The organism is Variovorax robiniae (genome assembly GCF_037889955.1).
GTDB lineage: Bacteria > Pseudomonadota > Gammaproteobacteria > Burkholderiales > Burkholderiaceae_C > Variovorax > Variovorax robiniae.
Genome location: NZ_JBBKZS010000008.1, coordinates 279,469 through 292,607 on the forward strand (window position 1 = coordinate 279,469; position 13,139 = coordinate 292,607).

At 63.1% G+C, this 13,139-nt stretch carries 11 protein-coding genes and 1 pseudogene; 10 read left to right on the forward strand and 2 right to left on the reverse strand.

Features of this window, described 5'->3' with window-relative positions; all coding sequences use genetic code 11:
• Positions 1 to 19 precede the first annotated feature (19 nt).
• Together WKW79_RS20325 and WKW79_RS20330 are read right to left on the reverse strand one after the other, a co-directional pair.
• Positions 20 to 751, reverse strand: a complete 732-nt coding sequence (locus WKW79_RS20325) for an SDR family oxidoreductase (RefSeq protein WP_340337003.1) — start codon at positions 749 to 751, stop codon at positions 20 to 22.
• Positions 752 to 903: 152 nt separating this feature from the next.
• Positions 904 to 1,503, reverse strand: coding sequence for a VOC family protein (locus tag WKW79_RS20330; protein ID WP_340337004.1), 600 nt, complete (start codon positions 1,501 to 1,503; stop codon positions 904 to 906).
• A 115-nt stretch (positions 1,504 to 1,618) separates the two neighbouring features.
• Between WKW79_RS20330 and WKW79_RS20335 the strand changes: the two are divergent.
• From WKW79_RS20335 to WKW79_RS20380, 10 genes and pseudogenes are all read left to right on the forward strand, one after another.
• A pseudogene (locus WKW79_RS20335) lies at positions 1,619 to 2,314 on the forward strand (dienelactone hydrolase family protein); the annotation flags it as partial.
• A gap of 274 nt (positions 2,315 to 2,588) precedes the next feature.
• Positions 2,589 to 3,611 carry a hypothetical protein gene (locus tag WKW79_RS20340; RefSeq protein WP_340337006.1) on the forward strand — a complete coding sequence of 341 codons (1,023 nt, stop codon included), beginning with the start codon at positions 2,589 to 2,591 and terminating at the stop codon, positions 3,609 to 3,611.
• Entirely contained in the window at positions 3,608 to 6,676 is a 3,069-nt protein-coding gene (locus tag WKW79_RS20345) for a T6SS effector BTH_I2691 family protein (protein ID WP_340337007.1), read from the forward strand. The genes WKW79_RS20340 and WKW79_RS20345 overlap by 4 nt, the downstream gene beginning before the upstream one ends.
• Positions 6,673 to 7,392 carry a DUF6708 domain-containing protein gene (locus WKW79_RS20350; RefSeq protein ID WP_340337008.1) on the forward strand — a complete coding sequence of 240 codons (720 nt, stop codon included), beginning with the start codon at positions 6,673 to 6,675 and terminating at the stop codon, positions 7,390 to 7,392. Before WKW79_RS20345 ends, WKW79_RS20350 begins: the two co-directional genes overlap by 4 nt.
• On the forward strand, positions 7,389 to 7,649 hold the full coding sequence (locus WKW79_RS20355) for a hypothetical protein (RefSeq protein ID WP_340337009.1): 261 nt from the start codon (positions 7,389 to 7,391) through the stop codon (positions 7,647 to 7,649). Before WKW79_RS20350 ends, WKW79_RS20355 begins: the two co-directional genes overlap by 4 nt.
• Positions 7,650 to 8,224: 575 nt before the next feature.
• Positions 8,225 to 9,397, forward strand: coding sequence for an ABC transporter substrate-binding protein (locus WKW79_RS20360; protein ID WP_340337010.1), 1,173 nt, complete (start codon positions 8,225 to 8,227; stop codon positions 9,395 to 9,397).
• Between the two features lie 41 nt (positions 9,398 to 9,438).
• Positions 9,439 to 10,659: a dienelactone hydrolase family protein gene (locus tag WKW79_RS20365; RefSeq protein WP_340337011.1), complete on the forward strand. Its 1,221-nt coding sequence runs from the start codon at positions 9,439 to 9,441 to the stop codon at positions 10,657 to 10,659.
• 1 nt (position 10,660) lies between these two features.
• A complete protein-coding gene (locus WKW79_RS20370) occupies positions 10,661 to 12,010 on the forward strand; it encodes an aromatic ring-hydroxylating dioxygenase subunit alpha (RefSeq protein WP_340337012.1) in 1,350 nt (449 codons plus the stop codon).
• The gene (locus WKW79_RS20375) at positions 12,000 to 12,533 is read left to right on the forward strand and encodes an aromatic-ring-hydroxylating dioxygenase subunit beta (RefSeq protein ID WP_340337013.1); all 534 of its coding nucleotides are present in this window, start codon (positions 12,000 to 12,002) and stop codon (positions 12,531 to 12,533) included. Before WKW79_RS20370 ends, WKW79_RS20375 begins: the two co-directional genes overlap by 11 nt.
• Entirely contained in the window at positions 12,533 to 13,138 is a 606-nt protein-coding gene (locus tag WKW79_RS20380) for a cysteine hydrolase family protein (RefSeq protein WP_340337014.1), read from the forward strand. The genes WKW79_RS20375 and WKW79_RS20380 overlap by 1 nt, the downstream gene beginning before the upstream one ends.
• Position 13,139 lies beyond the last annotated feature (1 nt).

Genomic DNA, 13,139 nt, shown 5'->3' on the forward strand with positions numbered 1-13,139 from the left:
CGACGCGGCTGCGTGCCCCTCAACCCGGCAGGTACTTCGCCAGCTCCCGCTCGATCACCTTCGGCTCGTCCTTCATTCCGGCGTTGATCCAGCCCGCGAAGTCGCCGACGTAGACCTCCTCGTCGCCGCTCTCGATCCCCGCCAATACGGCCTTGGCGACTTCGGCTGGCGACGACATCGGCCCCTGGAAGTCCTTGCTCATGTCGGTGTCGACGGCGCCCGGCATCACGGCGACCACCAGCGTGCCCTTGGCCGCCATTTCGGCACGGACGCCTTCGGTCATGCGCAGGCCGGCGGCCTTGGCAGCACACAGCGAGCCCATGCCAGGGATCGTGACCTTCGCGAGGATCGACATCATGTTGACGATGGCGCCGCTGCCGTCGAGTTGCGGCGCGAAGGCGCGGCACATGGCCAGCGTGCCGAGGTAGTTGGTCGCGACTTCGGCGTGCGCGTCGTCGAGCGAGCCGGCCGAGAGAAAGCCCTGGTGGCGGTTGATGCCGGCGTTGTTGACCAGCAGGTTGACGTCGGTGCAGCGCGCCTTCACTGCGGCGATCTGCTGTGCATCGGTGATGTCGAGGGTCAGCAGTTCGAGCCGCCCAGGGTTCGCCTTGGCGAGCGCATCCAGCGATGCGGTGTTGCGTGCGCTGGCATAGACCTTCTTCGCGCCGGCGGCCAGCAGGTGCTGCACGAGTTCGAGGCCGATGCCGCGGTTGGCGCCGGTGACGAGGGCGATGGCGTTCTGGATCTTCATGGTGGACTCTCTTTCTTCAGTGGATGGGGCGCTTGTGGTTCGTCGCATGGCGACAGCGAATCGTCATTGATCCCGGACAGGGCGATGGCGTCGAGCGGGTTGTGAAGAGTGAAGCGGGATGGATGGAGCCGGATGCGCGGCGCGTCCTCGTCCTATTTGTCCGGCGCCTTGGGCGTCCACAGCACGGTGCGCGCCGTCGCCTCGTAGGCCATGCCGTTCGGGTAGCTGATCAGCTCCAGTTGCAGGCCCCAGGGCGCCAGGAAGTAGTTGATCGTGTGGCCGGCGGCGGGCCCTTCGGTCACCGGAAGCGGCCCGGCCAACACGCGCACGCCCTTCGCCTTCAGGTAGGCCACGGCGGCGTCGATGTCGTCGACGTAGAAGGCCAGGTGGTGGCCGCCGATGTCGCTGTTCCTGGGAATGTCGTTGCGCTGGTCCGGCGCGCTGTACTGGAACAGCTCGATGTTCGATCCCATCCGGCACCGCAGCAGCGCGATCTTCTCGATCACCGCGCGCGGATGGACGTTGAGCGTGTCGGCCATGAAGCTGCCACTGTCGTCGCGGTATGGGCCGAAGGTGGTGATCAGCTCGCAGCCGATCACGTCCACGAAGAAGCGGATGGCCGCGTCGATGTCGGGCACGGTGATGCCTGTGTGGTCATGGCCGCGCAGGCTGGGAATGCCGCCGGGTGCGGGCGCCGAAGCGCCGCCACCTTCCGGCGCGGGCGCTTGCAGTCGATATCCTGTGCGATTCATCTGGTCGTCCCATCCTGGCGTCAGTTGATCATGCAAGCAGCGTCGCGCCAGCAAACTGCTTTACACCTAAACTATATGAGCGCAGCATGCGCGCCCTCACTCAGGAGAACCCTAGATGGCAAGCCAGTACATCGACATGAAGGCCGCTGACGGCAGCGGCAGCTTTCGCGGCTACCTCGCGTTGCCGCCCTCGGGCACCGGCCCGGGCCTCGTGATTGCACAGGAAATCTTCGGCGTCAACAAGACCATGCGCGACGTGGCCGACGCCTACGCCGCCGAAGGCTACGTCGTCCTGGTCCCCGACATCTTCTGGCGCCAGGAGCCGAACGTCGAACTCGGCTACACCGAGGCCGACTGGCAGCGCGCCATGGCCTTCTACGGCCGCTTCGACGAGGCCAAGGGCATGGAAGACATCCAGACCGCCATCACCACCCTGCGCGCCCGGCCCGAAGTGAGGAACCACAAGGTCGGCACCGTGGGCTTCTGCCTCGGCGGCAAGCTGGCCTACCTTGCGGCCTGCCGCACCGATGCGGACGTGTCCGTCGGCTACTACGGCGTGGGCATCGACGCCGCGCTGGGCGAGGCGGACAACATCAGGAAGCCGCTGGTGCTGCACATCGCCGAGCTCGACAAGTTCTGCCCACCCGAGGCCCGCGACAAGATCCTGAAGACGCTGGCCGGTCGCCCTCACATCACGCTGGACGTGTACCCCGGCCAGGACCATGCGTTTGCGCGCGTGGGCGGGGATCACTACGACAAGGCGTCGGCTGATCTGGCGCATGAGCGGACGGTTGGGGCATTCAAGGCGGCCGGGCTGGTTTGAGCAAAGGGGGCGGGCGATGCGCCAATGCGTCGCCCCAGGACCAGGCGTCTCGCTTGCGAATTCGCTTTAAATACTGAGTTCGCCCGACTTGCACCACTAGGAGTGGCCGGTGGGCGCAAGTGCTGCAGATGTTCTTCAATCGCCTGCGATACGATAGGCGCGGTGCCGTTGAGGCATCAAGGGAGGGTGGTCAAGCGCGCCAACTGAGGTTGAGCAAAGTGCACGCTGCCCGTGTTTTGCATTCATCACACCGGCAGCCGCCATGTCAGAAATATCCCTCCCACCTTGGCCGTGGGACGCGCCCCCACGGAAACTCCTTGAGGAGCGCATTCAGCAACTTGCTGACCAGTTGCGTCCTGGTCCCGTCTACCTGCTCGTGGACCCAGGCTTGGGCGGTGATCCACCGGGGATTGATATAGGTGGAGAGCCTGCAGTCCATTCGCCAACCGACTCGCAGCAGGCTCGCGAACGCGCTTGGGGCCGCTCGGTTCTTTCACTGCATGTTCCCGAGTTTCGTGGGCATAAGGAAATTGAGTTCCCGTACCTGGTACGCCTCGAAGGTGTACGAGATCCACTGCTGGCTGTCAGCGTTGAATGGGCCATGCGAGAGCATCTTTTTGTTTGCGCCCAAGGGGGCGGCGCCTACCGCATTGGTGGATGGATCCAGCCGAATGGTGCCTTGGATGATCGCAACATGTTGGCGCGCCTGTCATCGGGCATCGACGATGAGGGGTTGGCGCTCGCGCGGCAATTGACCCATTTGATCCAATGGGGAGACAAGCTGCTTCGCCTCTTTGATCGACGCGTGCTGCACACCCTGCGTGTTGGCAGCACTCGCATCGATTGGTCCGGCGCTCTGCGGGGCATCCGGACCTGGATCTATCTCGATCACAACTTCAACCTGCATTCTCAACAGGGCTCACGTGGCCAGCCGTCCAGCCTGCCCTTGATGCAGGGCGCCACCCACACTGGCCTTGTCCGTCATTTCCAGGCGATTCATGGTGCGCAAAGCACCATCTTGCGGACGACATTTCCCTTGTCAGACGACAGCTTGAGCGTCATTGCCGCGAAGGTGAAAAAGATGGAACACCGCTTGAGCTATCCCGAAGATCGGGCCGCCTATGCCGCTGAGGCTGTGCTTGAACCCGCTTTCGAGTATTGGCCAGGGCTCCCTAAGCTGATCATGGAAATCCGACGCACGCGCCAGGAGTTGGCTGATGCACTCGACGACCTACGCCACGAGTGGGCCAGCAAGCCCATAGATCAATGGAGCGCCGCAGCATGAGCAAGGAAGAATGCAAGAGATGTGACAACAAAGCCGGTTTGTCGATCCTTCTGGTGCGCCCCAGCGCGATTGCCAAGGACCCCGACTTTGCGCCGGACGACGCGGCCAGAATGCAGACGCACGATGACAGCGTGCGTGCGCTCGGACTCCCCTCACTGGAAAAGTCCCGGCATGTGCTGCGCATGCTGCGCAAGGGTGGTTTTGTCTATGCCTACTACACCAAACGCCCGCCGCAATTGCGCAGGTCATGGCAGGCCTTTCGAGTCCAGGGCAGCGGTGCGTTGATCCCAGAAAGTCAAATCGTATGGGCCGACACGAAGGCGGAATTCTCTTGCAGTCGCAAGGATTCGCACCCACACGACGTTCGCACCTTGTGCATCGAGCTACCCGAGGATGACCCGGGCAGCGCCGGCCCGGTGTGGATCGGATTCAGCATGAACTGGTGGGACGACAAGTTGCGCAACACCATTCAAGCCAATCCGGCCGCCTCCGGCATGGTGTGTATCGACCCGCTGGCTGAACTCGGCGGCGTCAAGAATGCGTTCAAGGCAGAGGCGGGCAAGATGGAGGAATACATCGCCGATTTCGGCTTGCGGTCGTTCCGCCACGGAAGTAGCAAGAAGTTCTGCAAACTCCCAGATGGCGGTACCGAGCCCGCTACGCCGTTTTATAACGCGGTAGCTGACAAGACGTGCGGTCAGGCGAAAAGTCTGCAAGAAGTGATGCAGCGGCAGGCGGCAAAGCACCCGTTGACCAAAGCCAAGGAATTCGTACTGGCCATCCCTGACCCCGTCGGGTTTGTCGCAGATCTGAACGGCATTCGCGTCGCCATCGATCGGTTCCACAAGCAGCAGTGGCTTGCAAACGATGACTGGGTGCGCTCCGAGACATGCTATTCCACGCTCGAAGGCATGCGAAAAGCCATCATGGCCGCGGGCGTGCGGCAGGCGCCCGAATGGGCAACTCGTGCCTCGGAAAAACAGTGGAAGTCGCTGCAGGGGCGTGACGTCCCGTACGAGTGGGCGCCGAATCCCGATGGCACCTATGCGTCGGACGGGAGCCGAAATGGCCGGATGAGACCGATCGGTCCGAACGCAGTCGCCATTCGCAAGCGCATCGAAAGAGACGGCCTGGCAATCGGAAAGCGCAACTGGGGAAAGTTCACCGCCGAGTTGAATATGGGGAAATTTGAGGCCTGGCCGGCCAAGCGTGACCAGATCGACAGGATGTTCGCGGATTCCCTTGCCACCTACGAAGCGGACTGGATGGCCGCGCTCGATCGCGATGCGACGCGCGATTACTTCAAATTCGGTTTCGATGAGAACGACGAGGGCAAACTGACGGCCTGTGTCGAGGCGGGCTACGTCTACTGTCGCGAAAGCGATTTGATGCATTTCCCGCAGCCGCAGGCCATCAAGCACACGGCGCGCTGGACCGGGATCATTCTGGATTCGGATCTGACCGATCCCAAGGCTGTGGCGCTGCGAGCCTTCTTTGGAAACCAGCGCAGTATTCTGACCAAGGTCAAGGCCATCCTTGTAGGCAACGCCGATCGTCGCGCGACCGAGGCCAAGGACGGCCAGAATGAAATCACGGATATCCGGGACAAGACTTATGACTTGCTCAAGGGTGCGCTGTCACACGAACTCGGCGCGCGCTTCAATTGGCTGCACCCGCGTCTGATGGCGTTGTCGGCGGGTGGGCTGGCTGCGAGCGCGGCCGGCGCGTTGCAGACTATTTCTATCCTGTCGGGAGGGAAAGCGGCCCCGGACGCCCCAATGGCCAGGAAATATTTGGGCATTCTCGGTGGACTGACGCTCGCGCAGCAACAACTCGATCGGGTGTCAGAAGCTACCAAGCCCGGCGGTAACAAGGCCTTGCTGTCCACCATGCTGTATATCAGGACAACGGTTGATGAGGCCACTGCAATGCGCGTGCTCAATGGGTATGTGCCCAAGGACCAACTTGGAAACTCTGTTGTTGTCTCCCGTGGCGGCATCGTTGAACTGCATCTGATCACGGACGTCAAGACTGCGCTGGAGATCAATGAGGGAAAGATCAAGGTCGATCAAGTGCCAGGGGCGCGCGTTGAGGTCGCGCGTGCAACAGGGGGCAAAGCTGATCAGAGCCTTGACGAATTGCAAGCGCAGACCAAGAGCCTACCGGTTAAACAAGCGTTGACACCAGCACAGGTGGCGCAAGTGATGGAACGTCAGGCCGTCGCCAAGGAGCTGAGACTGACCAGTGTGGAAGGCCGCGTTGCAATGGGTGCCATGCTGGTGCAAGCACTAGGGCTCTATCAGGGTGTGCCGCAATTGTTGGGCGAGTTGAACAAGAGCGAGCGCGACCAGGACAAGATCGAGGACGCAGCGATCGGCGTACTTGACAGCATGGGGGGCTTCGTGGGCGCAACATGTGAGGGGCTGGCCGCCGTATACAAGTCTTCGCTGCTCATGAAGCAGGGAGGCGCGCAGTTGGTGGAAATCAGCACGGAGCTCACGGTACTGCGTACAGCGGCGGCGCTGACGGGGATGCTGGGTGCGGCTATTACCGTCTATTCAATGGGCAAGAAAGCCGATGCGGCGCAGGTGGAGGGCGATTCGCAATCAGCCTTTGGATATCGGTTGTCGTCCCAGATGGGACGTGCGTTGCTTGCGACCGGTGGCATTGCGGCCGTCGACGCCGTAGCCCAAAAGGTCGCCAGCCGCACTATTGCCCGCCTTGTGCTCTTGCGCGTTGCGGGCACAGTTGCAACGGAAGCCGCTGTAGCTGGTGCTGCCGGCACGGTCGCCAGCGTCGTGTCCGGTCTCGGTCTGGTACTCATGCTTGTGGCGGTCGGTGGCTATATCTATGGCGTCGTCAACGAACGTGATTCGCATCAGCGCTGGGCTGGCCGCTGCTATTTCGGAAAAGACACCGACAAACGTTTTGAGACAGCCAGGGCCGAAGAAGGCTGGCTTATGGCGATCGAGTACGAGGCCGACGCGCAGGAAGACGTTCGCCGCAAGTCGCAGCAATATCCCGCCCCGTCGCGCCCCGATTGGGGTATGGGAACTATGCTGTGATTGGCTTCAATACCAGCGGCATCAGCACAGATGATGCGCGAAGAGAAGGCTTCATTTCAGGGTTGATACAGCGCTATGACAAGCGGCTTCCAGGCGGGGGGCACGCAGATCACCAGGCGCGATTGAGCGGCCTCTACCGACATTCAATTGAACTCAATGGCGGCTCACTGGTCAGTGCCGGCGGGTATGTCACGACAGTTGGCTTGATCGGCGGCGTTTCCGGAACCGTGGCAGAGTGGCATTCATTCGTATATGAGATCGGCTACGGAGCGTGGTTCTTCGTCATAATCGGTTTCCTTGCCATGTGGGCGGTGTTCTTCGTCGGCGTGTACTTCGAGATGTTCAGCCCGAGCGAACAACCCATCTATTTCGATCGGTCGCGCAGGAAGGTCTACTACGTGCACCAAGGCCGCAAGAAGCGGTTCATCCTGTTCGGCCCTGCGAAGGTCGAGGCGCGCGAGGCAGACTGGTCCTTGGTGGACTGCGAATTGCATGCCAAGATGGGCGGAAGTACCACCAGCATCAGCCGCACTTACCATCTTCTCTTTCTTGTGCGTGCGAACAAGACGGATCCAACGATCGTGGATTCATTCGTGCTGCCCTCCGTAGAGTTTCCCGGGGCGCTGTGGGAGTACATCCGGCAATACATGGAAGCCGACATGCCGCCGCTGACGGCCGGTGAGACTGCCCCTGTCAAGGGAAGGGCTTCGACATGATCGAAGCCTTGAAGCGGCGCAGGCGCGACTACTGGCGCGACTGGAAGGAATTGCCATGGACGCAACTTTGGCAGCACATGGTTCTGCCGCTATTCCTTGTCTTCTTCGTCGTCAATCGCTTTGTGGTGTGGACAGCGCAGACCGTGACGTGGCCTCAAGCCATTAGAGAGGCATTGGGCGCACCGATCACCGATGCGGATCTGGCCGCAGACACATTGCACACGCTGCGCTCCGCGGTAGAAACATCGGCCCCATAAGTTCGATCGTTGAAGTTGGCCAATCGCGACTCCTCGTTCACGACCTTAACGCACGAGCGGACGGCCGGGGCGTTCCAGGCGGCGGGGCTAGTGTGAAGCTGCATGCAGCGGTCCAAACCATGCCTGCCGCGCACCAAACCGTACAGGGCTGTCCCGCCGCTCCTCCAAAGGGCCGGTCCTCAGATCACCCCCAAGAGCCCGGCACGCGATACCCTCCGGTCGCCGCCTCTGTGCCGCCGAGCAGCGCAGCGTGTCGCGGATCAGGGCTGGCGATTGTCTGAGCGCAGCGCAGCGGAGCGAGTTCGAGCCAGACCCCGCGACACGCGAGCAGCGCAGGGCAGTCGCGTAGCGACCGACACAGTGAAGGCGACCGGAGGGCATCGCGTGCCAGGCGGACGTCGATGTGCGCGCAAGTCAGAACAGAAACTGACGCCCGTCCAAACCACCAACTCATCAAATCGGACAAACCCTCGGTCTGCCCGATTCGACCAAAACCTGCCAAATCTGGCTTGCACATCCCCCGCAAAGCACTGCACCATCCGTGGAGAGAACGAACCCCACTCGCTGGAGACACGATGAAGTTTGGATGGATCGCCGCCGCGCTGACCGCGGCCGCCTGCATTGCACCCGCGCACGCGGCCGACAAGATCAAGGTGGGCTTCCTGTCCACCCTTTCCGGGCCGGGCGGTGCCCTCGGCGTCGACATCCGGGATGGCTTCCAGCTCGCCCTCAAGCACCGCGGCGACAAGCTCGGCGGCCTGCCCGTCGAGCTCTCCATCGTCGACGACCAGCAAAGCGCCGACACCGGCCGCCAGGCCGCGGAACGCATGCTCAAGCGCGACAAGGTCGACGTCATGACCGGCATGGTCTTCTCCAACGTGCTGCTGCCGATCATGCCGAGCATCCTCGGCAACGACACCGTCTACCTTTCCACCAACACCGGCCCCGCCGAGTATGCCGGCGACAAGTGCAACAAGAACTTCTTCGCCGTCGCCTGGCAGAACGAGGACATCCCCGCAGCCATGGGCCAGTACGTCGACGGCAAGGGCCCCAAGAGCGTCTACCTCATCGCGCCCAACTACCCCGGCGGCCGCGAATCCATCGGCGGTTTCAAGCGCCTCTACAAGGGCAAGATCGCCGAAGAGGTCTACGTCAAGATGGGCCAGCTCGACTTCTCCTCGGAGCTCGCGCAACTGCGCGCCTCAGGCGCCGACTCGGCCTTCTTCTTCCTGCCGGGCGGCATGGGCATCAGCTTCATCAAGCAGTTCGTCGCCTCGGGCCTGAGCAAGGACATCACGCTCTACGCGCCCGGCTTCTCCGGCGACCAGGACACCATCAAGGCCGTCGGCGAGCCGATGCTCGGCATGTTCAATTCATCGCAATGGGCCGCCGACCTGCCGAACGAGGCCAACCAGAAGTTCGTCGCCGACTTCGAAAAGACCTATGGCCGCATCCCAACGCTCTACGCCTCGCAAGGCTATGACGCCGCCATGCTGCTCGATGGTGCCGTGCGCGACGTCAAGGGCAAGATCGAGGACAAGGCCGCCTTCCGCAAGGCGCTGCGTGCGGCCAACTTCAAGTCGGTGCGCGGCAACTTCAAGTTCAACGTCAACCAGTACCCGATCCAGAACTACTACCTGCGCGTCGTGGGCCGCGACAAGGATGGGCGCATCACCAACCGCACGATGAAGACCATCCTCGCCGACTACCACGACCCCTTCGCGTCCTCCTGCAAGATGGCGCAGTAATCATCCAACCCACGACAACCACCAACCGGAAGAGACACCCCATGGGAAGCTACATCACCGTCCAGGCCGCCGATGGCAGCGGCCAGTTCCGCGCCTACCTCGCCACGCCCGCCTCGGGCAAGGGCCCCGGCATCGTGCTCGCGCAGGAAATCTTCGGCATCAACGCCTACGTCCGTGAGGTCGCCGACTACTACGCGGAAGAAGGCTACGTCGTCCTCGCGCCCGACCTGTTCTGGCGCCAGGAGCCCAACGTCGAGCTGGGCTACACGCCGGAGGACTGGCAGAAGGCCTTCCAGTTCTACCAGGGCTTCGACGAGAACAAGGGCGTCGACGACCTGGCCGCGACCATCGCCGCGATGCGCACACGGCCCGAGGTCACCGGCGGCGTCGGCGTGCTCGGCTTCTGCCTCGGCGGCAAGCTGGCCTACCTCGCGGCCTGCCGCACCGATGCGGACGTCAGCGTCAGCTACTACGGCGTCGGCATCGACAAGAACCTCGACGAGGCGAAGAACATCCGAGGCAAGCTGGTGCTGCACTTCGCCGAACTCGACCAGTTCTGCCCGGCCGAGGCACGCAACACCATCATGCAGTCGCTGGCCGGCAACCCGCATGTGCAGATGTACCTCTACCCCGGCGTCGACCATGCCTTCGCCCGCACCGGCGGCGACCATTTCGACAAGCCCTCCGCGCTGATGGCGCACCAGCGCTCCATCGCGGCCTTCAAGCGCGCCATCGGACCGGAGCATGACCTGTCGGCCCTGTGGGACAAGCACTGCGAATACGAGTTCGGCACGCGCAACGTCGACGACACCATGGCCACCATGGTCGCGCAGCCCTACGTCAACCACATCCCGACGATGACCGGCGGCGTGGGCCACGACCAGCTCAAGCACTTCTACGCCAATCACTTCGTCAACAGCAACCCGCCCGACACGAAGCTCGTGCCGCTGTCGCGCACCATCGGCGCGACGCAGATCGTGGATGAGATGCTGTTCTGCTTCACCCACACCTGCGAGATCGACTGGATGCTGCCGGGCGTGCCGCCCACGGGCAAATACGTGGAGATCCCGCTGGTCGCCATCGTCAAGTTCCGCGGCGACAAGCTCTACCACGAGCACATCTACTGGGACCAGGCCAGCGTGCTGGTGCAGATCGGCAAGCTCGACGCCGCCGGCCTGCCGGTGGCAGGTGCTTCGACCTCGCGCAAGCTGCTGGACGAGTCGCAACCCTCCAACACGCTGATGAAGAACTGGAAATACTGACATGTCGCGCTCGGACGAGCAAATCGCCGCACTGGTGCGCGGCGACAGCGTGCACAAGTCGGTCTACACCGACCCGGACCTGTTCGCGCTGGAAATGCAACGCATCTACGGTCGCGTGTGGATCTACGTCGGCCACGAGAGCCAGGTGCCCAACCCCGGCGACACGCACACCACCCGCATCGGCGACCAGGACGTAGTGATGGTGCGCGCGGCCGACAAGCAGGTCCACGTGCTCTACAACCGCTGCCCGCACAAGGGCGCGAAGCTGGTGGCCGAGGGCGATCACAACGTCGGCAAGTTCTTCCGCTGCCCGTACCACGCGTGGACCTTCAAGCTGGACGGCCAGCACCTGGCTGCGCCGATGAAGCTGGGCTTCGAAGGCACCTGCTTCGACCCGAAGCACCCGGACTTCTCGATGCGCCAACTCGCGCGGGTCGAGAACTACCGCGGCTTCGTGTTCGCGAACCAGAGCGCGGAAGGGCCGGGCCTCAAGGACTTCCTCGGTGGCGTGATCAGCTCCATCGACAACCTCTGCGACCGCTCGCCCTCGGGCGAGGTGGAAGTGGCGGGCGGCGTGTTCCGCGTGCTGCAACCGTCGAACTGGAAAGTGTTCTACGAGAACCTGCATGACACCATGCATGCCCGCGTCACGCACGAGTCCTCCTTCATGGCGGCACGCGACGAAGCCAAGGCGATCGGCAACATGCCGCTGGAACTGCACATCATGGACGGCAACGGCGAGCCCTATGAGTTCTGGGAAAAGCTGGACCTCTGCGCCTACGACAATGGCCACGGCTACATGGAAGGCATCTTCGACCCGGGCGCCGCCGACAAAGACCCGGTCACGCGCTCGCACTTCGAATCCCTCAAGCAGGCCTACGGCGAAGAACGCGCCCGCGAGATCCTCGGCATGAACCGCCACAACACCATCATCTACGGCAGCGGCTCGCCGCACACCGTGTTCCAGCAGTTCCGCGTGATCCGTCCCATCTCGGTGGACCGCACGCTGGTCGAGATCCAGGTGTTCCGCCTCAAGGACGCGCCGCCCGCGCTGTTCAAGCGTGCGCTGGTCTATGCCAACCTCATCAACTCGCCCTCGTCGAACGTCATGCCCGACGACATCGAGGTCTATGGCCGCTGCCAGGACGGCAACCTCAACCACGGCGGCGACTGGGTCAGCATGCACCGCTACCACGGCACCGACCGTGAAATGACCGGCGGCATGGTGTCGACCAACGGCACCAGCGAACTGCCGATGCGCAACCAGTTCAAGGCCTGGAAGCAGTTCATGATGAGCGAGAGCGCCTTCGCGCAAGCCGAGCCAGCGAAGGAGCCGGCCCATGCTGCTTGACCTAGACTTCGATGTCTCCACCGACAAGCTGAGCCCGGTCGACGTGCCGATGGAGACTTGGCTGCGCCTTCAACAGTTCGTCTACCGGGAAGCCCGCCTGCTCGACGAGCGCCGCTGGGACGACTGGCTTTCCCTGTGGACCGACGACGGCATGTACTGGCTGCCACAGCAGCACGGCCAGGCCAGCCCCTACGACCACATCTCGCTCGCGTGGGAAGACAAGATGCTGCGCGAGGTGCGGGTGCGCCGCGTCGAGCATGCGCGCAATTGGTCACAGCAGCCGCCGACCCATGCGACACGCCTCGTCGGCAACGTGAGCGTGGATGGCACCGATGCCGCCGGCAACCTGGTCGTGCGCGCCGTGTTCCAGATGACCGAATGGCGCAAGCGCCAGACCCGTCAACTCGCCGGCGACTACATCTACAAGCTCGCGGCCGAGGGCAACGGCTGGCGCATCCGCATGAAGCGCGTGAACCTGGTCAACTGCGACGCGGCCCACGAGAACCTGGAAATCTTCATCTGATGGCCGCCAAGCCCAAACCCAAGCCGGGGGTGCTGCTCGCGCTTCACTACCAGAACGACGTGCTGCATCCGGAAGGGAAGATCCGTGTGGGCCTGAGCGCCGACAGCCCGGTGCGCAGCGCGGTCATTGCCGCGGCGCACGCGCTTCTGCAGGGCGCACGGCAGCGGAACTGGCCGATCGTGCATGTGCGCATCGCCTTCCGTCCGGACTACGCCGACCTGATCCAGAACGCACCGATCTTTCGCAACGTCGCGGCCATCGGCGCGGTGGTGGAGGGGTCCTGGGGTGCAGCGTTCTACGAGTCGTTGGCGCCGGATGCGGATCGGGCCAATGAGTTCGTGGTGCGGCACCGGCGCGTGAACGCCTTCTATGGCACGCAGCTCGAGGAGTTGCTGCGCATCGTGGATGCCCGGCGCCTGGTCATCGCTGGCGTGGCCACGCATTCGGTGGTCGAGAGCACAGTGCGCCATGCGGTGGACATGGGCTACGAGGTGACCGTCGCGGCGGATGCCTGCGCCTCCGCGCAGCCGGCCGAGCACGAGGCCTCGCTGCGCAGCATGGACCTGATCGCGCGAATCGCGCGTGGCGAGGCGGTGTTTTCATGAA